Genomic DNA, 19,368 nt, shown 5'->3' on the forward strand with positions numbered 1-19,368 from the left:
ACACCTCGGCGCCGCCGCGCCATAGCTCCCACGGAGCCTGCATGAGCGAGACCGCCACCTTCACCGCCTTCGTCGGCCACCGGATGCTGGCGACGGGCGACCTGACGACCGTCGCGGCCGCCACAGCCGCCGTGGCCGACCCCGTGCTCGTGTTCGACGACCTCACGGGCCGGATCGCGGAGCTCGATTTGCGCAAGGGTCCGGAGCACGCCGCGTCCGAATACCTCGCCCGAAACGTCCCCACGGCGGAGGCGGCGCCGGTCCGGGCAGGCCGCGGGCGGCCGCGGCTCGGCGTCGTCGCCCGCGAGGTGACCCTGCTGCCGCGCCATTGGGACTGGCTGGCGGGCCAGCCCGGCGGCGCGTCGGCCACGCTGCGGCGGCTGGTCGAGGACGCGCGCCGCGACCCGGCGGCCGCCGACCACAAGGTCCAGGAGACCGCCTATCGCGTCATGACCACCCTGGCCGGCGACCTTCCCGGCTATGAGGAGGCCGTCCGCGCCCTGTTCGCGGGCGATGCGAGCCGCCTGGACCACCTCGTGGCCGGCTGGCCTGCGGACGTGGCCGCCTACGTCCGCCGCTTCTACTCCGCCTCCTGAGGCCGCGGCGGAACAGCCGGCTGCGCCCGGCAGTCGATACTGAAGGTGAAGCTCGCGCCCAGGCCCAGGCCGCCCTGGTACTGCCGGTCGCATTGCGAGGCGTGATCGCTCAGCAGCTTCAGCACCTCGGCGTCGTTGGGCCGCCCGGACAGGGACGCGCAACCGCAAAGGCCGAGCGCGAGCCCGGCCGCCATCATCGTTCTCATATCGTCACTCCTCAGGTGTTCGGCGCCGTCGGCGGACTGGCCGCCGCCGGCCTTGCGGCCTCGAGCCGCTCCAGCCGCCCCGCGTTCGCGGTCCACACCTGCGCCAGCGCCCAGGCGAGCAGCGCCGCCACGACGCCCCAGGTGCGGTTCTTCAGCCCTTCGACGGCGGCCAGCGTGGAGGCCGCCGTGGACTTGATCTCCGACAGCCGCTCCTCGCAGCGCGCCTCATGGTCGGTGATGCGCTGCTCCAGCGCGGCCAGACGTTCGGATTGAGTGGTCATGAGAACTGGATGGGGACTTTGATCCCGGCCTCCACGCCTTTGCTGGTGGTGGTGCTCTTGCTCGATTGAGCTGCGTCCTCCTGCTGACCGACAAAGAGGTTGAGGGGCAGTCCGGACAGCGCTGCGACGATCTGCTGCGTGTTGGTGAACGGCCCCTCTCGTGCAGGAACACCGCGCCGTCGTACGTCGCGCCGATGGGATAGGCGGACGGCCCGGCGTCCACGAACGCCGTGCGCGCCATCACCCCGCGATGCCAGGCCCCCACGTCGGGCCCGTCCACGGCCAGCGCCAGATAGCGGCTGTTCTCGTAGCCGTCGCGCCGGTCAGGGTAGTCGAAGCGGATCTCCGAGAACTCGGCGTTCGACGACGCCACCACCTTGTCGCCCTGGCTGGCCGCCAGCTCCTCGGCGAAGTCGCGCCGGATCGGGCACGGGATCGGTTGCGGCTGGCCGCCGGGCGAGTAGCTGTAGAACTGCCGGTCGGGGCTCGCCCAGAACGCCGTCTGCCCCACGACCACGGCCGCGTTCGGCCCGATCAGGCCGCAGTTGCGCCCCACCCGCTCGAACCGCCATGGCTGGTTCAGCGCCCCCACGAACGTGCCGAGGAAGAGCGCGTCGCCCGTCCAGACCAGCATGCAGGGGCCGCACATCCGCCCGGCCACGATCCGGCCCCCGCCGGTCAGGATGTACTCCCGCGCCGTCGAGCCGCTGGCGCTCGTGCTCCATTGCGTATTGTTCCGGATCGAGGAGTGCCGGATGCACAGCGGGTTGAAGACCCCCGAGACCTCCTCGTTGCAGCCCAGCGCGAAGACCTGATAGCCGCCGTTCAGCGGCGCCACGAGCATGTGGGTCACCCGGGCCGGCGCATCCGCCAGCGCCTGCGCCGGCTGCGCCGTGTCGTTGGTCCAGGCGAAGATCGTCTGGTTGCGGGGGCTCGCCAGCAGTTGCTGCCCCCACGCCCCGAACGACCAGGTCAGCGGGAAGTAGTCGGTGGTCGAGGGCAGGCCATAGCCGCCGATGTTGTACGCGCCGGTTCCATAGCCCGCCGAGCCGGCGCCATCGATCGCGCCGGCCGTGAACCCGGACGTCGGCGTGATGTCGAAGAGCTCGCCGCCGCGCCACAACGCCAGGTTCGAATGCGTGCCGAACGCGATGTCGAGCACGCCCTCGTTGTCGGTCCACGGGAAGATCCCGCGGCAGACGCCGGTCAGCGGCTCGCTCATCAGCCGCTCCCAGCCGCCGATCGTTTCGGGGCGGCCCAGCCGGAAGCGCACGTTCGACCCGTCCGCCCAGCGGCCGCCGGCCGCAAACGTCGTGTCGTCGCCGTTCAGCCCCGGCGGCAGCTCGAGGGGAATCTTCATCTCGGTCTCGCTGTTGGAAGGCCTTGGGCGCCGCACTCCGGCGCCGCCGCTTGTCTCGGGCGTGCGGACGCTCCATTGATCCGCGTCCGCTTCAGTCCACGCCCAGGGTCTCAGTGTCCGACGTTCTTCCCCCCACGGCCGTCATCCGCGCCGAACCCGACGCCTACGACATGGCCAAGGTGGAATTGATGGGCCGCCAGTCCGCCGGGAACGGCTTTCTGCGCGCCGCGGTGGAGGGTCGCGGCGCGCACCCGATCTACGGCTTCGCACCCGTCAGTGCGTCCGCCGACGGCTTCCGCGCCATGGTGCGCGGGATCGATTCCACGGCGGCGTTCGAGTTCATTCCCGCGCTGCAACTGGAGCGCGTCGCCGCCGTCGGCGTGCTCTACCTGGCCGACATCACCGTCGCCACGCACGCCCGCCTGCGTCAGCGCGTCGGCCTGTCGTCATTCTCGCTCTGCGGGGTCACGCACACCACCGCCAGCACCACGGCGATGGACGAGATCGTGGGCCTCCTGCGCGAGCCCGTCGCCCCCTGGGACGCCCTCATCTGCACCTCGACGTCCGTGATCGAGACCGTCCGGCGCCTCCACGAGCTCGAGCGCGACTATCAGCGCTGGCGCTACGGGCGCGATGTGCGCGGCGAGCCTCCGCAGTTGCCCCTGATCCCGCTCGGCGTCCATTGCGACGACTACGCCTTCGACGAGGCCGCGCGCGAAGCCGGCCGCCGGGCCCTGGGGCTCCAGCCCGACGAAGTCGCGGCCCTCTTCATCGGCCGGCTGGTCTTCCACGCCAAGGCCCATCCCTACCCGATGTTCAGGGGACTCCAGGCCGCCGCCGAACGCACCGGCCGCAAGGTCGTCCTGGTCATGGCCGGCTGGTTCCCCAACGATTCCGTGGCGGCCGCCTTCAAGGACGGCGCCCGCCAGTTCGCGCCGGACGTCCGCTGCCTCTGGATCGACGGCCGCCAGCCCGATCTGCGCGACCATTGCTGGGCGGGCTCCGACATCTTCGTCTCGCTCGCCGACAACATCCAGGAGACCTTCGGCCTGACGCCGATCGAGGCCATGGCCGCCGGCCTGCCCGCCGTCGTCAGCGACTGGGACGGCTACAAGGACACCGTCCGCCACGGCGTCGACGGCTTCCGCGTCCGCACGCTGATGCCCGAGGCCGGCATGGGCCAGGCCGTCGCCCGCGCGCTGGAGGCCGGCGCGCTGAACTACGACCACTACTGCTGGACGGGCGCCCAGGCGACGGCCGTCGACATCGCCGATTTCACCGAGGTCGTCTCGGCGCTCGTCGCCGACCCGGGGATGCGCCGCCGCATGGGCGCCGCCGGCCGCGCCCGGGCGCGCGAGATCTATGACTGGCCCGTCGTCTATCGCCAGTACCAGGCCCTGTGGGCCGACCTGAACGCGCGGCGCAGGTCCGCGGCGGCCGACCCCGCGATGCGGGCCTGGATCGACGCCCTCCCGCGCGCCGCGCCCTCCCGGCCCGACCCGTTCGTCGCCTTCGGGCGCTATCCGACGGCGACGCTCGGCCGCCACACGCTTGTCGGACTCGTCCCCGGCGCCACCCGCGCCGACCTGGACGCGCGTCTCGCCCACCCCCTCTTCACCGGGCTCACCAGTTCGCCGGACACGACCCGCCGGATATTCGACGCCCTCGCCGGCGGCGAACTCACCCTCGCCGACCTCTCCGCCGCAACCCTCCGGAACGACCCCGCGGTCGCGCGAAACGTCGGCCTGCTCGCGAAGCTGGGACTGGCCACCGCCCGCAACGCCTGACGGGGTCGGCGAGCCCGGCCGGCGCGGGGCGGACTGGCATGAAAGGTCCGAGGGTCAGTCGAAGAGACGTGCGATATCCGCCGTCGGCCGGAACAGCTTCATGGGCTGGCCGGGCAGGGGCAGGAAGCTCTCCCGCTCATAGAAGCGCCGTGCGTTTTCGTCCTTCGCGTCCACGATCACGGCGAACGAGGCGATCTCGCTGCGGATCGCGCGGTGCAGCGCATCGGCGAGGAGAAATCGGCCGTACCCGCGGCCCCTATGCCGCCGATCGACCGCCAGGCGGCCCAGCAGGATCGCGGGAACGAGCGGATAGCGCGGAAGCCTGCGGACCACCGGCTCAGGAAGTTCGGCAAGGCGCAGGGACGCCGCGGAAAGCGTGTAGTAGCCCGCTACCTCGCCCCCTGAAAGCACGAGCACGAAGGGGGCTGCGAGGTTCCTGCGGGCGTCCTGGCTCGCCTGACTGCGAATGTAGCGATCCAGCGCTTCGGCGCCGCTCTCGAAGGCCGAGCGATCATGTCCGGCGCCGAGCGCTTCGATGCGCCAGCCGTCGCCACGCGGCCGGATCAACGGTTCAGACGCCCGTCGCCCGGCGATAGCGGTTCACCGTCTCGCGCAACCGGTCGTTGACCGGCCGGGGATCGAGCAGCGCCTCGACGAACGCCTCGCTGTCGCGCACCGAAAGGTCGAACCGTTGATGATCCTCGATGGCGCGCCGCGCAGCCTCCTGCACGCTGGTCAGCACGAAGTCGGTCACGGACCGCCCCTGCAAGGCCGCGGCGCGCTCGATCAGGCTCTTCTGCGCGGCGGTGACGCGCGCCTCCAGACGCTCGCTCCGCGTTCGCCCGGGCCGAATTGCCGACTCTGCCATGCTGCGCCTCCGAGAAAGAATGTACGGCCGATGGCCGACCATTGCAACCTTGGCGCTTATCGGAGAACCCGCGAACTGCTTCGGATCATTCGCGACGAAAAGCCCCCAATCCGTGGCCGCCCGGGCCTTCGCCTTCAGTCCTTCAACTCAGCGCAAAGACAGATGTATGGCCAACCGCATCGCGTCGGGGGCGGATGACGATCTCCACGTCGCAGTCGAGCAGGTTGAGGAAACTCATCAGCTTCTCGACGGAGAACTGATCGAGGCGGTAGTTCGCGAGCGCAGAGACTTTCGATTGTGGGACATGAAGGATGGCCGCCGCGTCCGTCTGCTTGATGCGACGTTCCTTGAGCAGCGCATTCACCTGCATGGCGAGGCGCGCCTTGGTCTGACGGTCGGCCGCCTCGGGCAGGCCCAGATCGGCGAATACGTTGCCGGTCCCCTGGATGACGTCATTTGCCATGCTTGCCTGCCTTGCCCTTCTGATGGTGCTCTTCGTAGTGATCCCGAGCCGCCTTGAGGCGCGAGGTCACCATGTCCTGGTCGGTCCGGGCGGTCTTCTTCCCGGAAGGCGACTTCTTCTGGAAAGCGTGCAGGACATAGATCACGCCTTCGAAGCGCACGGTGTAGAGCGCCCGATAGGCATCGCCATCGAAGCGCTCCACGATCTCGAACACTCCGGCGCCGTCGCCTTTCCAGGGCTTGGCCGACGGGTGCTTGCCACCGAGTTGCGCGACACCCAGCGCATATCCCATCTCGCTGACGATCTCCTGGGGGAACGTCAGGAGATCGGTCTTCGAGGAGCCCACCCAGTGGACAGGCTTCTCCAATGCACGGAAGGCGGCTTCGCCATACCAACATATATCAATATTGGTATAGAAAATCAAGTTCGATGGCGAAGACGAGAGGTCAGAGCGGTCAGTCGCAGCGCCGTCCGATTGAAAGGTGAATTCCGTCTGTTTGAAATTCAATCTCCGTCCTGTCGAAGGGAGGAAACCATCCCATTCGAATGCGCGGCCCCCCGCTGATCGTAGCTTGACGCGCCACATCGTGGCGCGATACGCTACGCACATGATCCAGTCCTGGGGCAACGACGATGCGAAGGAGGTCTTCGAAGGCCGCGCCCCTCGCGGCGTCCCGAACACGATTCTCGCCCGCGCCCGTCGTCTGCTCTCGCAGCTCAACGCGTCCCATCAGATCGGCGACATGGCCGTTCCGCCGGGCAATAACCTTGAGAAGCTCCAGGGAACGGAAACGTGGTCCGTGCGGGTGAACCGCCAGTACCGCGTCACCTTCACGTGGGGCCCGAACGGCCCCGAGGATGTCTGGCTGGGAGACTATCACTAGCCGGTTGATTTCGCCGCTACACACCACGGAGGGTAAAGTGGCCGCCTTTGACTTCAGCGAGTTCGCCTCGCCCCTGCCCCACCCCGGGGAGATCCTTCGGGAGGACTTCATGATCCCCATGAAGCTCACGCCCGGCGCCCTGGCCCGCGCCATGGGCCTGCGTGACCGCACCCGGATCGAGCGCCTATCCCGGGGGGCTCAACCCGTAACCGCCGACACCGCCTTGCGTCTTGCGCGGGTCTTCGGGTCTTCGCCGCAGTTCTGGATCAATCTCCAGACTCAGCACGATCTCTCGAAGGCTGCGATTGAGGGGCGTGACGAGTTGGCCGCGATCGATCGGTTGCCGGCGTTCACTTGAGAGGGCGCCGCGCCGGCCCACGGCGATAGCGGTTCACCGTCTCGCGCAACCGGTCGTTGATCGGCCGGAGGCTGGGCCCGCCCCTACTCCCCGTCGGGAAACAGAACGTCGCGCAGCTTGTCGATCTCCGCTTGCCGGCGGCTGGGCGTGAGGGCGGCGAGCTTGTGAACCCGGTACTTGACGGCGGGCAGTTCGGCGGCATGCGCCAGACCGAGCAGGCTCCAGTCCGGCTCGCCGCGTTTGAAGGACATGAGGAAGCGACGATGCGTCTGCGGCATGTCGCCGATCATGATGCGGATCATGTCCTCCCAGGCCGCATGGAGGTCATCGAGTGTGACGGGCTCCTCCGTCATGCCCTCGAACTCCCGGGCGAACTTCTGCGTGAGGTCGCGACGAGGCGGGTTGAGGATGACGTTCAACGGACGTGCGCTGCTGAGGACGTAGGCGATGAAGGCGCGGCGGAGTTCGTTGCTGACCCCATCCTCCGCCAGCAGCAGCCTGACGTCATGGAGATCGCGCGGGTGCTGCCGATCCAATGCGGCCACCAGCTTGCCTGCGTAGAGGTCCGGCTTTGACACCACGAGGGTTTCAGCAAAGCCGAAGCGCGCCTCCACGGCGTCGGTCACCGGCATCATCGCCGGCTCGTAGACGACGCCACGCAGCACCGGCGTCACCTCGATCTTGATGGCGACGCCGGCCTGGACATGCAGCCGTTCGACGTGGCCCTCGGCCGATTGCTGCGCGTGGATTTGTGCGCCGGGGATTCCGCCCTTGATGCCCGCGGCAAGGCGCCCCAGCGCCGCGTCGATGCCCTCGAGAGAAGCGTCATAGGACTCGACAGGCAGGTAGGTGAGATCGAGGTCGACGGAAAGACGCGGGAGATCGCGGAAAAAGAGGTTGATCGCCGTGCCGCCCTTCAACGCCAGCACGGTCTCCTGCGCCAGGTGGGGCAGGATGCGCACCAGCAACGCGACCTGCTGGTCATAGATGTCACGGTTGGCCATCGAGATCCCCCGGCGCCGTGATGTTGAAGCGTTTATCGAGCTTGCCGCCGGGCGCCAGCATGCGTTTGCCGGAGCCCAGGTCGAAGTCCTCCGGATCGAGTTGAAGAAGCCAGCGGTGCCGGTGGCGGAATGCGAAGAAGAAGAAGAGGCGCTTGACCTTCACGCTCTTGCAGTCGTGCAGCAGCTTGGCGAGCCGACGCGGGCTGAGCGTGGCCAGCCCCTCCATCAGCTTGTCGACCTGATGGAAGCTTTCATGCTTCGGCAGTTCGTCGAGCATTTCGAGGAAAGCACGCTCCGGCGTCGAGACGGTGAGCGGCCACTCCCAATGCCCCCAGGGCAGGCGCTTCACGCTGCCGTGGATCGGGTCATTGCTGGCGGCCTGAAGCGCGCGCGTGTCGGATGTCAGGTTGGTCGGCGCCAGCGTGATCGGCTGGTTGGCGAACAGGCGATGGCTGTTGTGCTTGCGGAAATCCACGCCCAGGCGAAGGTGATCGATCCAGCCTGGCAGCGGTTTGTCGGCGTAGAGATGAACCTCACGGATGTGGGCGGGCAGATAGTGCGCGAACCCTTGCAGTTCGAGCGCCGTTCGCCCACCGACGAGGACGGGAAAATCGAGCACGGTCTGGAGCGAGATGACGACCTGCTCCCAGCTCAGCGTGCCCCGCGGACGCCGATAGAGACGGCGTGCAGGCTGCTCCAACCAACCGGCCGAGACGTATTGGCTGCGAAGCGAGGTGGAATAGCCACGCTCGCTCAGCCATGCCGCATCGACAACCGCCCCTTCGGGAAGCTGAGCGAGCAGCTTGTTTAGCTTTCCGTCTTCATGCTTAGCCACACTTAGCATTCTGGAACATTTTCAAACCAAGGTCCAGTTTGATAAATTTCCAGATCGCTAAGTCTTCCTTAGCGTCCCGACGAACTGGCGCTTATCGGCTTGAAACGCCGGAGCCAACCGACCATTATCCTCACAGGATAGGATAAGATGGAGACATCGTCGGAGCACGAGCTCGCATATCTGTTGGATTTCGATGGCGCCCGTTTCCTCTTCGAGGAAGGGTACTGGGTGAAGATCGAAGTAAGCCGTACAGAAGCCACGCCGCAACGGCCGCACGGCCTATCGTATAGTTTCTCCCTCCATGATCCGGAGGGGCGGCGGCTGTTGGGCTTCGACAACGCCCATGGCGTTCCGCCACACGGCGGCCGCTACAAGACCAGGCCCGTTGCGCACGACCACTGGCATCGAACCGATAGGGACCGGGGTCGGCCCTACGAATTCAGATCGGCTCTCGACCTCGTCCAGGACTTCCTGAACGAGGTCGAGAAGGTCCTCAAGGAACGCGGTGTCTCGGCGGTGATGATTGGCAAGAAGGATCAGACCGATGCCGGAACCGAAGCCGAAGGTTCAGAGCTGGACAGCGTTCAAGAATGACCTCCTGACGGCCGCAAAGGGCGCTCCGGCGCCCGCCGACGCGGGAAGTCTTGTCGTGGAGAGCGTAGACGCCCTGATGCGCCTGCTCACCCCGGAGAACCGCGAACTGCTCCGGATCATTCGCGACGAAAAGCCCCAATCCGTGGCCGCCCTGGCCCGACGGACCCATCGCGCCGAACCCAATCTCGCCCGCACCCTGGGCAAGCTCGAAGCCGCCGGCCTCGTGGCGTTCCGACAGGACGGGAGGCGCAGGGCGCCGATCACACTGGCCCGGCGCTTCTCGGTTCACGTGGATCCGTTCAGCACAAACGATCGGATTGAGGTCGCCTGAGGCAGATACAAACGCGCTGGTTACGACGACCTGTGGAATGACCGATCTTGCCGAGAAGACCGGCCTGTCGCGCCAGGCGCTCTACAAGGCGCTGAGCGATGACGGAAATCCTCGCCTCAACACGTTCCTCAAGGTGATGAACGCGCTGGGGCTGACCCTCAAGGTGAAGACGTCCGAACCGGCTTGAGTTGGAGATGGTAGGCGCCCCCTCCTGGAGCACGGGATAAGCGATCCATCACCAGCCCCACGAGGACTCTACCGTGCGCGCCTCGCTTCGTTTACGGGCGTCAAGGGGGCGGGTATGACACCACGTCCAACCGTTCGAAGGCCCCAGCGTTGGCGCGCTCCACTTCCTCGGGCGGCCCCTCACCTATCATCATCCGCGCAAGCGTCGTGTGAAGCAGCGAGTTGACACGGTTGACCAAGGGCGTTCCTGAAACGCCGGGCACCGCTTGAACCTCGATCAGCCAAGGGTTGGCGTCCGCATCAAACACCACATCCAGTCCGAACAGCTTGGGTCCAAACGAGCCGGGTAGCCCGAGTGCGGCTTGACGCTCAAAGAACCCGTCCGCCTTCAGGGCGCGGACAAACCAGCCCATCAGATCGCCCAGCCGGCGGCGAGCCTCCTTCGCGTCGCGGCTATGAAGATGACGCATGTACGCCTCAAGGCTCCAGACATGGCCCTTGTCGCCCGCTTCGGCGTCATCACTCAGGACTAGGCGCGGATCGCCCGCGTGTAACGCCGTATTGGTGACGTGCATTGCCAACTCAAGCCGGTTCAGGCCGCGAAGGTTAAAGGCCTCGGGCGCTAGCCGCACCAGGCCGTCCCCGTAGACGTAGGCCCGCAGCGGATCAGTCGATGTGATCAGGCCATAGGCGCGGACGTGCGCCTTGTGCCCGGCCGCCAACAGCGGACGCTCTAGGTAGCGCTGCACGACATACCCTGCGCGATCCGCGAAGGCTTCTGCGCCCTCCGCCAGTTCGATTCCTTGGCCGCCGGACCCGTGCGTCGGCTTGGCGATGTAGAGCGCGCGCGACGGGGCGCCGGACGCATAGGCCAGCAGTTCGGCCCGCTCCGCAGGCAGGACAAACGTAGCCGGCGCTCGACCACCAGGAACCGCAGCAAGCCCGCGCCGCACCACGCCCGCAAGGTGGCCCTTATCGACCAGCTTAAACCACTCGGGCGGCCCGTACGCCTGTAGGCGCGAAGTGAGGTAAGACGACACGCCAACCGGCTTGCTGTGGAACAGCTCGGCCAGATCCTTTCGCGCCCGCTCGGCGCTCGCGCGGTCGCCCGCGTCACTCTCTAGCCGCATCAGCCCGAACAGCGCGGGGGAGCGCCCAGGACCGCGAGAGCGCGTCAGGTGCGCCGCGAAGGCCGTTCGGGCGGCATCGATCCGCCCCAGGCGGTAGGACAGCGCCGCAACGCCCTCCAGCGCCCCCGGCGTGGCCTCGGCCGCCGCCAACCCCTCATAGGTCGCTAACGCACCTTCCTGATCGCCGAGCGCGTAGAGGCTTTGCGCTAGGTAGTGGCCGCCGCCCCGGTGATCGGGGGAGATCGCCAGGAGCACCCGCGCCGACTCCGCGCACGCTTCAAAGTTCATGCTCCGATGATAGGCTCGCGTCAGCAAATCCCGCGCCTCGACCAACTGGGGCGCTGCCATGACCAGCTCGCGCAAGAGGCATATGGCCCGCGCGCGGTCAGTCTCGATTAGGGGGCCATAGTGTTCCGCCAGGGTCGGCATTTGCGCCGCGTAGCCCGACAACCGCGAGACGTCTAGACCGCCTAGACCGCAATCATGACGATTAGGATAGCGCCGCTGGCGCCCAGCTTGCCCGCACCAATCCCATCAGTCGAGCTTCCGCCACCGCCGCCGTACACGTTCCCCGGACCTCCCCCCCCGCTTCCCGTTCCGGATGTGCCCGCACCCGAGGGCATGACTGTTGTCAGGCGCCCCGCTGGCGTTCCCGGGTTGGCCGCGCCGCCACCGGCGCCGCCGGCTATGCTTGTGTTCCCCGGACTCCCGTTTGCACCATTGCCGCCGCCTTGGGCGCCCCCTGCCCCACCGGGAGGCGTACCGCCTCCTCCCGTCCCCGCGCCTCCGGTGCCGCCCCGGTATGCGCGACCGCCGCCTCCGAACCCATTTCCGCCCGCGCCACCGGCCGCCCCGCCCGGAGGCGGTTGCCCGCCAGTCGCTCCAACCGTCGCGCCAGAACAGGAAACGGTAGAAGTTCCGCCGGCCGTGTTAGCGGCCGCGCCAGCGCCAACCGAATAGTCAAGCGTCTGGCCGGGAGCCAAGACGCGCTCCCAATAGTACGCCCCGCCGCCGCCGCCGCCGCCGATGGTTGCACCGCTGGCGCCACCGGCACCGCCGCCAATGATATAGCAACACGCCTTGACGCGCCTCGTTTGGGCGGGAGTCGTGCCAGAACCCGAGGTGAACACTTCGGCATAAATCACCATCGCGTCGGCTGGCGGCCTCGACCCGCTCATACTCTGCCCGACGAACCCCCGCAGACCCTGGCCGATCATCAGTAGTCCGCCCATTCTGCGACGGCGTTGATGCTCACCGACTGGCCTTGGGCCATGTAGATGCACTCGTTCGGCTGGAGGATCAGAGGGTTGTCGTCGGAATACCCAAAGTCGGTCGTGGGAGCCTCGCTGTTCTGGGCCATGGTGTAGGTGGCCACCAAACGCCGTAGACGAACCGCATGTCCTGAAAGAACAGCCAGACCTCGGCGGCGAGGAGCGCGGCGAGGGCGCTCCAGCAGATGCCGGTCCTGAGCCTGTCCATGGTCCCCTCACGCGGTCTTCGAGGCCGTCGCGACATTGCAGGAGCGCCTCGCGCACCTGCAAATATATACTTTACAAAGCAACCTAGCTGAGCCATAAGTGGCTCATGGACCTGACGAATCCGATCTTTCAGCACGAGGACAAGGCCCGCGAGCACCTTGAGGCGACGCGTTGGCCGCACGGCCCGATCTGCCCGCACTGCGGCGTGGTCGACGAGGCGACCTACGTCGGCGGCAAGGCGGCCCGGAAAGGCGTCTACCAGTGCAACGCCTGCCGTGATCAGTTCTCGGTGACGGTCGGCACCGTGTTCGAAAGCTCCAAGGTTCCGCTGAACAAGTGGCTGCTGGCGACCTACCTCATGTCGTCCAGCAAGAAGGGCATTTCGGCTCACCAGTTGCACCGCACGCTGGGGGTGACCTACAAGACCGCTTGGTTCATGGCGCACCGCATCCGCGAAGCGATGAACCCGACCGACCCGGCGCCGCTCGGCTGCAAGGGCAAGGTCGTGGAAGCCGACGAGACCTATGTCGGCGCCAAGGAGCACAACAAGCATGCGTCCAAGCGCAAGGAGGGCGGCGGCCCATGGAACAAGGCGGCGGTCGTCACCCTCGTTGAGCGCCAAGGCCGCGCCCGCTCGGTTCACGTCGCCAACGTCACCTCAAAAACGTTGGGCCGCGTCGTCCGCACGACCGCCAGCCGCGCCAGCCACCTCATGACAGACGGCGCGAAGCAGTACCGCGACGTCGGTCGCGAGTTCGCCTCGCACGCGTCGGTCGATCACACAGCGGGCGAGTACGTTCGCCTCGGCTTCCACCATTCCAACACGGTCGAGAACTACTTTTCGATCCTCAAGCGCGGCGTGATCGGCACGTTCCATCACGTCAGCGAACAGTACCTCGCCCGTTACCTCGCCGAGTTCGATTTCCGCTATTCACTCCGCTCGGGGCTGGGCGTGGATGACGAACAGCGGACCGACGAACTGCTGCGCAACGTGGCTGGCAAGCGCCTGACCTATCGGCGGGCTGACAAAGCCGCGTAGCCGGAAGCAGACGGCGAGGAAGCTACTGGCGAAGAGGCGACGTCAGTTGGCTTCTTCCAAAGCTTAGCTTTCGTTGTGGATACAGCGTGGACGGCGGAACATCTCCCGAACACTCGGGTTGCGACTCGCCGCGACTTGTGAGGGATTCGGGGCGCGGGTGGTTCAGACCCGCGCCCCTGAAACCGCTGGTTGGAGCGGCCTCGTGTTGAGCCTCGATTTGAAATCGGAATCGGGAACGCGGTCAACGCTCCTGCTGGCACATCGCCTAGAAAGGCAAAGCGATGGCCAACTTCATTGTCAGCTACGACCTTAACGGCCCGAGCCCGTCTCACCACGAGATGGACGAGCACCTTCAGAAGCTGGGAGGCACCCGTGGACGTCTCCTTGAGACGGTGTGGTACGTGAAGACGGAGGGGATGACCCACGTAACTCTGCGGAACTACGTTGCGGCGATCCTGCAACCCGAGGACCAGCTTCTGGTAGTCGATTGCTACGCGGCTGCATGGCAGAACCTTCTCGTTACCGACGCGTCCTTCAAGGGCGCATGGGAGTCTTAAGACTTTCGCGGCGCGGGCTTCGGCCCGCGCTCTTTCAGCGTCTCGTGCTTCTTGTGCGGTGTGTTCACCAGTCGCCCGAGCGTCTCTTGGAAGCGCCGTTCGGCTTCCTGTTCGTCAGTCTCAGGGGGAGACTTGTCGGTCATGCCTCAACCTATCAAACGCGAATGCGAGGTCATGCTGCATGGCCTCAGCCAGCGACCCGAACACGCCGCCCGTCTTGGAATGATCGTAGCGTGTTCGGGTCAGCTTGAAACCTTGCTCGGCTACCTACTCGCGCATCTGACGCAGGCCAGCGCCTCCGTCACCATTGCGATGTTCGATTCCGTCACCAGCACCGACGCGCAGCGCGCGATGCTCACGGCAGCGGCAGAGCAAGCGTTAGCTGGCGCCGAGCTTCTTGAATTCCGCGACCTCATGGCGGAATTCCGAACGCGATACGGCGAGCGCAGTCGCCTTGTTCACAACGTCTGGGGCTACTCTCCGCAACACCCCGACAAGGCGATCTGGTGTCAGTCCAAGGACGCCACCAGTTTCAGCGCCCGGTTCATGGCCGCTGCGGTAGGGGACGACACTCTCGACCTTTTCGTTCGGGACATCCCGAACCCGATCTGGCGCAGCTGCTCCACCTACACCGTGAAGGACTTGACCGACGTCTACGAGCGCCTCGACCAGTACGCCGACCGAATCCGCGCCTTCATCGTGAAGCTGCAACTAGAGCATCCGGTGCTTGGCCCTCGCCTTGCGCCAGCCGATGAAGCCAGCGATGGGCAAGCCAGCGCGCCTCCTCTGGAGTCACCCCCGGATCAGAACCAGGAATAGGGCCGAAGCGCTCTTGGATTAGATCCGCGAGCGCCTCGGCAGATGCCTGGAACGCGGGCGAAGCTTCGGTCATTTCGGTCTGCTTTGCTAGGTATATAATTGCCGCGCGCCTTCAAGAACAAAGAATGAACTATCTTTTCGGCCGTCGTGGATCCGCCTCGCCGATCACGGACTTGCCACGACCCGCGATCGGGAATGGCCCGATTTTCACGTCGCCAGGCAGATCGACGATCCGTTCGCCGGTCGGCGACGTGAACACCCGGATGCGCCGAGGCAGCCCGATCCCCTTCCCCTCGACCCCCGAGACCGCGATGACCGCTTGGCGGCGCCAACGTCCCCTCGGCCCCGACGGCGCCAAACGGTGTGCGCGCCCGCGGACGAGGATCGCCGCTCAGCCCGCCGCGGCGGGCGCACTCATCGACGCTGACTGAAACCTACCGAATTCGCGTTCGGCCGTCAAGAACAAAATACGAACAAATCAGGCCGCCGTCCGCCGCGCCGCAGCCTTGCGGGCCGGGGCCTTCGCCCGCGACGCCTTGCGCTCGGCTGCGCCCTCGCCCTTCCGGCGCCCGATCTCCGCCGTCACCCGGGCATGCGCGTCCGCGTGCGCCTTCGCCCGCGCCATGCAGCGCTGGTGCAGGGCGCGCAGTTCCTTGTCCGACAGCGTCTCGATGCCGACGAACGCGTTCTCGGCCTCGGAGCTCACGATCAGCTCATCCAGCTTGGCCTGGATCGCCTCGCCGTCGCGGTTCTGGGTGTTCTGGATCAGGAACACCATCAGGAAGGTGACGATCGTGGTGCCGGTGTTGATCACGAGCTGCCAGGTCTCGGAGAACCTGAACACCGGGCCCGAGGCCGCCCAGGCCAGCACCAGCCCCAGGCAGACGCCGAAGGTCCAGGGGCTGCCGGTGACCTTGGCGGTCCTGGTGGCGAACGCGGCAAAGGCCTTGTCGAGGCTCATGCCGCCTCAAACGCCCGACGTCGCGATTCGTGGCGCCGCTTGCCGCCCATGAGGAAACCCCCGGCCGTCTCCGGCCGGGGGCTGAAATGTGCGCCGGGCCCCGCGAGGGAACGCCGGCGCGGTAGCTCCGATTCGACCCTAGAAGCGGTACTGCAGCTCGATGCCGTAGGTCCGCGGCGGCGTGAGCTCGAGGTTCTGCGCGCCGGTCAGGTACTGATCGGACGGCACCGCCGGGTTGTTGTTGCGGTTCGAGCCGGCGAGCGCGGCGTCGTAGCCTTCCGTGTCGAACACGTTCTTCACGTAGCCGATGACCGTGAACTTGTCGTTCTTCGGCTGGAAGTACGCCCGCAGGTCGACCTGGTCCCAGGACGGGGCCTTGTTGTACTCGCGGGTGAACACGTTGGCGTAGGCCGCCGTCCGGTAGAGGTACGTCGCGCTGAGCGTCAGGGCGCCCGGGTCCATATCGAAGGTGTAGGCCCCGTTGATCGCGATCTTGTGCTTCGGCGCCTGCGGCAGGCGGTTGCCCACGATGCTGACCGCGCCGGTGTTGACGTTGTCGTTCACGTCGACCAGCGCGCTGCTCTTCGTGATCTTGGTCGGGTTGTAGCCGTAGTCCAGCGTCAGGCGGACGGCGCGGACCGGCTGCCAGATGGTGCTGAGCTCCAGGCCGCTCGACCGCGACTTGTCGATGTTGATGAACTGGCCGACGTTCGTGGGGCCCACGCGGACCGTCACCGGCGCCTGCAGGTCACGATAGTCGATGTAGAACACCGCCGCGTTCACCTGGAGCGTGGAGAAGTTCTTCTTGATGCCCAGTTCGTACGAGTTGGCGTACTCGGCGTCCGCCTTCGGCACGGCCAGGAAGCCGCCGGCCGAGAAGCCGAACGCCTTGTAGCCGCGGCTGTAGCGGGCGTAGGCCATGGTGTCCGGATCCGGCTCCCACTGGAAGCCGACGGTGCCGGTCCAGGCGTCCGAGGTGTCCTTCAGGTCGCGGGCGGCGATGCCGTTCGGCCCGATCGTGTACTGGCGGCAGACCTGGGCCGCGCCCGTGCCGGTGCAGACCGACGGCGTGACCACGCCCTCGATCGCCCCGGCCGTGCTCTTCGGCGCCAGGGTGTCGGTCAGGTCGAAGGCGCCGTTGCCGAGGCCCGCGAGACCCGCCAGCGCGTTGCCCAGCCCCAGGGCCTGGCCGACCGCCGGGAGCGCGTTCAGGTTGCCCAGCAGGCTGCCGTAGTTGGCCGCCGTGCCGGGGCCGAACGCCCCGAGGCCGAGCGCGGCGTAGAGGCCCGGATAGCAGGCGTCCGAGTTGCAGACGATGCGCCGGTACTCGGTGCCGAACTTCTTGTCCTTGGTGTAGCGCAGGCCGGCCGTGAACTTGACCGTCTCCGTCGCCTGCCAGTCGATCTGGCCGAACGCCGCCTGGCTCTCGGTCGTCAGCGCATAGTTGCCGGTCGACCAGGTGCCCGAGGGGTTCGGCGCGGCGCCCAGCACCGGCGTCTGCAGGCTGTTCGGGCCCTTCACGAAGAAGTCCGCGGTGCTGCCCGTGCCGGTGTACTGCTCGTGGTAGTAGAACGCCCCCACGATCCACTGCAGCGGACCGTCGCCGTTCGACGAGAAGTTGATCTCGTGGCTGTACCACTTCGGATACTCGAAGTAGTGGTAGGTGTTTTCCGCGTTGACCGTCAGCGGCGAACAGTTGACGGACGACAGCCCGGCCGCGAACAGCGCGCCGACGTTGGCGCAGAGCGAGCCCGGGGCCACGGGGATCTGGAACGACTTGACGTTCGTCGCGTCGGTGTCCCCGTACAGGTCGTACTTGTACTCTTGGAAGCCGCCCACGTACTTAATGTCGAACGACGGCATGTGGTAGACGAAGTTCGTCGTCAGCGAGTTCACGTCGCGCAGGCGCACGCGCTGCGGCGTGTTGGTGTTGAAGTCCCGCGAGTCCGCCAGCGCCGGGTTCACCCGCACGTCGGTCGAGCCGAACTGCTGCAGGCTGCCGGCCACCGGGCCGTTCAGGCCGCCCGCGGTCGAGTAGCCGAAGGCCGGGTTGTAGACGATCGAGAAGTTGGGGTCGGTCAGGCCGGTCTCGTACGGGCCGTTCAGGTAGCCGGCGCGCGCGCCCGGGCCGCCCCGGTTGTGCCAGACGAGCGTCTTGTACGACACCCACCATTCGGCGTTCTCGCCCAGGTCGGCTTCCAGTTGGAACTGCGCCTGGTACTCGTCGCGCTTGCTGCCTTCCGAGGGCCCGCCCGCGACGTTGGTGTAGTAGCCCTTGCGCTGGTCGCGCTTGTAGCCGGAGACGCGGAACCGCAGGTTGTCGGCGATCGGCCCCGACACCGCCATCTGCAGGTCGGTGTAGTCGTAGTTCTCCACCACGCCGCGGACTTCGCCGTAGAAGTCCTTGGTCGGCCGCTTGGAGATCACGTTGACGGTGCCGCCGATGGCGTTGCGCCCGTACAGCGTGCCCTGCGGGCCGCGCAGGATCTCCACCCGGTCCACGTCGAGCGGCGGGCTGCCGGCCAGCACGGTCGAGGTCGTGAACAGGCCGTCGATGTAGATCGACACCGCGCCGTCCACCGAGTGGACGTTCGTCAGGCGACCGATCCCGCGCATGGACGCGCGGTCGTTGGCCGACTGGTAGGTGAAGCCCGGCGTGAAGTTCGTGAGGTCCTGGACGGTGTTGATGCCCACCAGGTCGCGCTGCTTGCTGGTGAAGGCCGAGATCGCGACCGGGACGTCCTGCAGGCTCTGCTCCCGCTTTTCAGCGGTGACGACCAGTTCCTCGATCATGTTGTCGCCCGACGCCTGCGCAAGGGCCGGCTCGGCGATCATCGCCGCGCCCAGCAGGAAGCTGGACGCCAAAAGACATTTCCTGAGATTCATTTCTGACTGCCTCCCCAGCAGTGCTCATCCCGAGCGCTATTCGCTGCGCTTCGAAGGGAGGCTGACCGACGTTATGGTCGAGGTCAACGCCTTTGACAGTAAGGCGCAGACAAAGGCCGGAGACTGTTACCCATTTCACCCACGTCGCCAGAGTAACGCCGATATATTCCGACGTTACGTCGGTTTCGGCCCCGGGCGCGCCGGCGGCTCAGCGGATCCGCGGGCCCGAGGTCATCAGGTTCAGGTAGAGCAGCGCCACGATCAGGCCGGCCGTGCAGGTCAGGGGCCGCGCCGCGAACAGGTCGATCCCGTGCCGCGCCAGGTCCAGGGCTCGCGAAAACATGTCCGGCATCCGCCGGCCTCCACCGTCGCACGCCCCCGACAAAGTCGTTCTATTTCAGCGCCCTTGACGGTTTCTGAAACGGCAAGCTTAACGTCCCGCCTCCCCGCTCACCCCGCGCACGAACCCCGCTCATCCCCGCGCACGCGGGGACCCAGGCTTCCTTCCGCCGCGATGAGCGGCATCGAGGACAACGGCCGACCGCCCAGCGCGCCGCAGGCGCCCTGTTTTCGAACCACGAACCACACGAAAAACACGAACGCCTCCGGGATGATCCCGCGCTCAGCTCATCCGCAGCGCCTTCGTGCCCTTCGTGTTCTTGGTGGTTGAATCCATATCCCATTCCGCTCATCCCTGAGTTCTCAAACGCGTGCGCGAGGATGAGCGGGCTATGGCCCTCCCCCC

25 protein-coding genes are annotated in these 19,368 nt (G+C 66.8%); 10 read left to right on the plus strand and 15 right to left on the minus strand.

Annotation, left to right across the window (positions count from 1 at the left end; translation table 11 throughout):
• Positions 1-41 precede the first annotated feature (41 nt).
• On the plus strand, positions 42-596 hold the full coding sequence (locus KF737_RS14810) for a DUF2239 family protein (protein WP_296456260.1): 555 nt from the start codon (positions 42-44) through the stop codon (positions 594-596).
• Here the strand turns inward: KF737_RS14810 and KF737_RS14815 are convergent.
• From KF737_RS14815 to KF737_RS14825, 3 genes are read right to left on the minus strand one after another with little or no spacing between them, the layout of a single operon-like run.
• Positions 581-802 carry a hypothetical protein gene (locus KF737_RS14815; protein ID WP_296456263.1) on the minus strand — a complete coding sequence of 74 codons (222 nt, stop codon included), beginning with the start codon at positions 800-802 and terminating at the stop codon, positions 581-583. The genes KF737_RS14810 and KF737_RS14815 overlap by 16 nt on opposite strands.
• Positions 803-813: 11 nt before the next feature.
• Entirely contained in the window at positions 814-1,083 is a 270-nt protein-coding gene (locus KF737_RS14820) for a hypothetical protein (protein WP_296456264.1), read from the minus strand.
• The gene (locus KF737_RS14825; RefSeq protein ID WP_296456267.1) at positions 1,028-2,443 is read right to left on the minus strand and encodes a hypothetical protein; all 1,416 of its coding nucleotides are present in this window, start codon (positions 2,441-2,443) and stop codon (positions 1,028-1,030) included. The genes KF737_RS14820 and KF737_RS14825 overlap by 56 nt, the downstream gene beginning before the upstream one ends.
• A gap of 113 nt (positions 2,444-2,556) precedes the next feature.
• On the opposite strand from KF737_RS14825, the gene KF737_RS14830 reads away from it, so the two are divergent.
• On the plus strand, positions 2,557-4,230 hold the full coding sequence (locus KF737_RS14830) for a glycosyltransferase (protein ID WP_296456270.1): 1,674 nt from the start codon (positions 2,557-2,559) through the stop codon (positions 4,228-4,230).
• A gap of 54 nt (positions 4,231-4,284) precedes the next feature.
• On the opposite strand, the gene KF737_RS14835 is transcribed toward KF737_RS14830, so the two are convergent.
• The 4 genes from KF737_RS14835 to KF737_RS14850 form a co-directional block, all read right to left on the minus strand.
• Positions 4,285-4,797 (minus strand): GNAT family N-acetyltransferase, encoded by a 513-nt coding sequence (locus KF737_RS14835; RefSeq protein ID WP_296456273.1) that lies wholly within the window; start codon positions 4,795-4,797, stop codon positions 4,285-4,287.
• Positions 4,798-4,801: 4 nt separating this feature from the next.
• Positions 4,802-5,098: a DUF1778 domain-containing protein gene (locus tag KF737_RS14840; protein ID WP_296456276.1), complete on the minus strand. Its 297-nt coding sequence runs from the start codon at positions 5,096-5,098 to the stop codon at positions 4,802-4,804.
• Positions 5,099-5,240: 142 nt separating this feature from the next.
• The gene (locus tag KF737_RS14845) at positions 5,241-5,561 is read right to left on the minus strand and encodes a helix-turn-helix domain-containing protein (protein ID WP_296456278.1); all 321 of its coding nucleotides are present in this window, start codon (positions 5,559-5,561) and stop codon (positions 5,241-5,243) included.
• Complete coding sequence (locus KF737_RS14850) at positions 5,551-6,069, minus strand: type II toxin-antitoxin system RelE/ParE family toxin (protein WP_296456281.1); 519 nt, start codon at positions 6,067-6,069, stop codon at positions 5,551-5,553. The genes KF737_RS14845 and KF737_RS14850 overlap by 11 nt, the downstream gene beginning before the upstream one ends.
• Before the next feature lie 100 nt (positions 6,070-6,169).
• On the opposite strand from KF737_RS14850, the gene KF737_RS14855 reads away from it, so the two are divergent.
• Both KF737_RS14855 and KF737_RS14860 read left to right on the plus strand, forming a co-directional pair.
• Positions 6,170-6,445: a type II toxin-antitoxin system RelE/ParE family toxin gene (locus KF737_RS14855; RefSeq protein ID WP_296456284.1), complete on the plus strand. Its 276-nt coding sequence runs from the start codon at positions 6,170-6,172 to the stop codon at positions 6,443-6,445.
• A gap of 37 nt (positions 6,446-6,482) precedes the next feature.
• Complete coding sequence (locus KF737_RS14860) at positions 6,483-6,803, plus strand: HigA family addiction module antitoxin (RefSeq protein WP_296456287.1); 321 nt, start codon at positions 6,483-6,485, stop codon at positions 6,801-6,803.
• An 83-nt stretch (positions 6,804-6,886) separates the two neighbouring features.
• On the opposite strand, the gene KF737_RS14865 is transcribed toward KF737_RS14860, so the two are convergent.
• Both KF737_RS14865 and KF737_RS14870 read right to left on the minus strand, forming a co-directional pair.
• Positions 6,887-7,807: a nucleotidyl transferase AbiEii/AbiGii toxin family protein gene (locus KF737_RS14865; protein ID WP_296456290.1), complete on the minus strand. Its 921-nt coding sequence runs from the start codon at positions 7,805-7,807 to the stop codon at positions 6,887-6,889.
• Positions 7,794-8,642, minus strand: a complete 849-nt coding sequence (locus KF737_RS14870; RefSeq protein ID WP_296456292.1) for a type IV toxin-antitoxin system AbiEi family antitoxin domain-containing protein — start codon at positions 8,640-8,642, stop codon at positions 7,794-7,796. The genes KF737_RS14865 and KF737_RS14870 overlap by 14 nt, the downstream gene beginning before the upstream one ends.
• 147 nt (positions 8,643-8,789) lie before the next feature.
• On the opposite strand from KF737_RS14870, the gene KF737_RS14875 reads away from it, so the two are divergent.
• Genes KF737_RS14875 through KF737_RS14885 form a run of 3 tightly spaced genes read left to right on the plus strand, consistent with a single transcriptional unit; the run spans position 8,790 to position 9,754 of the window.
• Positions 8,790-9,236, plus strand: a complete 447-nt coding sequence (locus KF737_RS14875; protein WP_296456295.1) for a DUF6516 family protein — start codon at positions 8,790-8,792, stop codon at positions 9,234-9,236.
• Positions 9,187-9,567 carry a MarR family transcriptional regulator gene (locus KF737_RS14880; protein ID WP_296456298.1) on the plus strand — a complete coding sequence of 127 codons (381 nt, stop codon included), beginning with the start codon at positions 9,187-9,189 and terminating at the stop codon, positions 9,565-9,567. The genes KF737_RS14875 and KF737_RS14880 overlap by 50 nt, the downstream gene beginning before the upstream one ends.
• Positions 9,554-9,754 carry an addiction module antidote protein gene (locus tag KF737_RS14885; protein ID WP_296456301.1) on the plus strand — a complete coding sequence of 67 codons (201 nt, stop codon included), beginning with the start codon at positions 9,554-9,556 and terminating at the stop codon, positions 9,752-9,754. Before KF737_RS14880 ends, KF737_RS14885 begins: the two co-directional genes overlap by 14 nt.
• 100 nt (positions 9,755-9,854) lie before the next feature.
• Here KF737_RS14885 and KF737_RS14890 read toward each other — a convergent pair whose 3' ends face one another.
• Positions 9,855-11,246 (minus strand): hypothetical protein, encoded by a 1,392-nt coding sequence (locus KF737_RS14890; RefSeq protein ID WP_296456304.1) that lies wholly within the window; start codon positions 11,244-11,246, stop codon positions 9,855-9,857.
• 853 nt (positions 11,247-12,099) lie between these two features.
• Positions 12,100-12,258: a hypothetical protein gene (locus tag KF737_RS14895; RefSeq protein WP_296456307.1), complete on the minus strand. Its 159-nt coding sequence runs from the start codon at positions 12,256-12,258 to the stop codon at positions 12,100-12,102.
• 209 nt (positions 12,259-12,467) lie between these two features.
• Between KF737_RS14895 and KF737_RS14900 the strand changes: the two genes are divergently transcribed.
• Positions 12,468-13,400, plus strand: a complete 933-nt coding sequence (locus KF737_RS14900) for an IS1595 family transposase (RefSeq protein ID WP_296456309.1) — start codon at positions 12,468-12,470, stop codon at positions 13,398-13,400.
• A 281-nt stretch (positions 13,401-13,681) separates the two neighbouring features.
• Positions 13,682-13,957 carry a hypothetical protein gene (locus KF737_RS14905; RefSeq protein WP_296456312.1) on the plus strand — a complete coding sequence of 92 codons (276 nt, stop codon included), beginning with the start codon at positions 13,682-13,684 and terminating at the stop codon, positions 13,955-13,957.
• Here the strand turns inward: KF737_RS14905 and KF737_RS14910 are convergent.
• Complete coding sequence (locus KF737_RS14910) at positions 13,954-14,100, minus strand: hypothetical protein (RefSeq protein WP_296456315.1); 147 nt, start codon at positions 14,098-14,100, stop codon at positions 13,954-13,956. The genes KF737_RS14905 and KF737_RS14910 overlap by 4 nt on opposite strands.
• Before the next feature lie 31 nt (positions 14,101-14,131).
• On the opposite strand from KF737_RS14910, the gene KF737_RS14915 reads away from it, so the two are divergent.
• Positions 14,132-14,776, plus strand: coding sequence for a hypothetical protein (locus tag KF737_RS14915; protein WP_296456318.1), 645 nt, complete (start codon positions 14,132-14,134; stop codon positions 14,774-14,776).
• A 478-nt stretch (positions 14,777-15,254) separates the two neighbouring features.
• Here KF737_RS14915 and KF737_RS14920 read toward each other — a convergent pair whose 3' ends face one another.
• From KF737_RS14920 to KF737_RS14930, 3 genes are all read right to left on the minus strand, one after another.
• The gene (locus tag KF737_RS14920) at positions 15,255-15,737 is read right to left on the minus strand and encodes a low affinity iron permease family protein (protein ID WP_296456321.1); all 483 of its coding nucleotides are present in this window, start codon (positions 15,735-15,737) and stop codon (positions 15,255-15,257) included.
• Positions 15,738-15,875: 138 nt separating this feature from the next.
• A complete protein-coding gene (locus tag KF737_RS14925; protein ID WP_296456324.1) occupies positions 15,876-18,602 on the minus strand; it encodes a TonB-dependent receptor in 2,727 nt (908 codons plus the stop codon).
• Positions 18,603-18,831: 229 nt separating this feature from the next.
• A complete protein-coding gene (locus tag KF737_RS14930) occupies positions 18,832-18,975 on the minus strand; it encodes a hypothetical protein (protein ID WP_296456327.1) in 144 nt (47 codons plus the stop codon).
• Positions 18,976-19,368 lie beyond the last annotated feature (393 nt).

Source organism: Phenylobacterium sp. (genome assembly GCF_019636135.1).
Lineage (GTDB): Bacteria > Pseudomonadota > Alphaproteobacteria > Caulobacterales > Caulobacteraceae > Phenylobacterium.

Coding starts and splice junctions, on each gene's coding strand:
- KF737_RS14810 (WP_296456260.1), top strand. CDS start 42: ATGAGCGAGACCGCCACCTTCACCGCCTTCGTCGGCCACCGGATGCTG.
- KF737_RS14815 (WP_296456263.1), bottom strand. CDS start 802: ATGAGAACGATGATGGCGGCCGGGCTCGCGCTCGGCCTTTGCGGTTGC.
- KF737_RS14820 (WP_296456264.1), bottom strand. CDS start 1,083: ATGACCACTCAATCCGAACGTCTGGCCGCGCTGGAGCAGCGCATCACC.
- KF737_RS14825 (WP_296456267.1), bottom strand. CDS start 2,443: ATGAAGATTCCCCTCGAGCTGCCGCCGGGGCTGAACGGCGACGACACG.
- KF737_RS14840 (WP_296456276.1), bottom strand. CDS start 5,098: ATGGCAGAGTCGGCAATTCGGCCCGGGCGAACGCGGAGCGAGCGTCTG.
- KF737_RS14845 (WP_296456278.1), bottom strand. CDS start 5,561: ATGGCAAATGACGTCATCCAGGGGACCGGCAACGTATTCGCCGATCTG.
- KF737_RS14855 (WP_296456284.1), top strand. CDS start 6,170: ATGATCCAGTCCTGGGGCAACGACGATGCGAAGGAGGTCTTCGAAGGC.
- KF737_RS14865 (WP_296456290.1), bottom strand. CDS start 7,807: ATGGCCAACCGTGACATCTATGACCAGCAGGTCGCGTTGCTGGTGCGC.
- KF737_RS14875 (WP_296456295.1), top strand. CDS start 8,790: ATGGAGACATCGTCGGAGCACGAGCTCGCATATCTGTTGGATTTCGAT.
- KF737_RS14880 (WP_296456298.1), top strand. CDS start 9,187: ATGCCGGAACCGAAGCCGAAGGTTCAGAGCTGGACAGCGTTCAAGAAT.
- KF737_RS14900 (WP_296456309.1), top strand. CDS start 12,468: ATGGACCTGACGAATCCGATCTTTCAGCACGAGGACAAGGCCCGCGAG.
- KF737_RS14905 (WP_296456312.1), top strand. CDS start 13,682: ATGGCCAACTTCATTGTCAGCTACGACCTTAACGGCCCGAGCCCGTCT.
- KF737_RS14910 (WP_296456315.1), bottom strand. CDS start 14,100: ATGACCGACAAGTCTCCCCCTGAGACTGACGAACAGGAAGCCGAACGG.
- KF737_RS14915 (WP_296456318.1), top strand. CDS start 14,132: ATGCTGCATGGCCTCAGCCAGCGACCCGAACACGCCGCCCGTCTTGGA.
- KF737_RS14920 (WP_296456321.1), bottom strand. CDS start 15,737: ATGAGCCTCGACAAGGCCTTTGCCGCGTTCGCCACCAGGACCGCCAAG.
- KF737_RS14930 (WP_296456327.1), bottom strand. CDS start 18,975: ATGCCGGACATGTTTTCGCGAGCCCTGGACCTGGCGCGGCACGGGATC.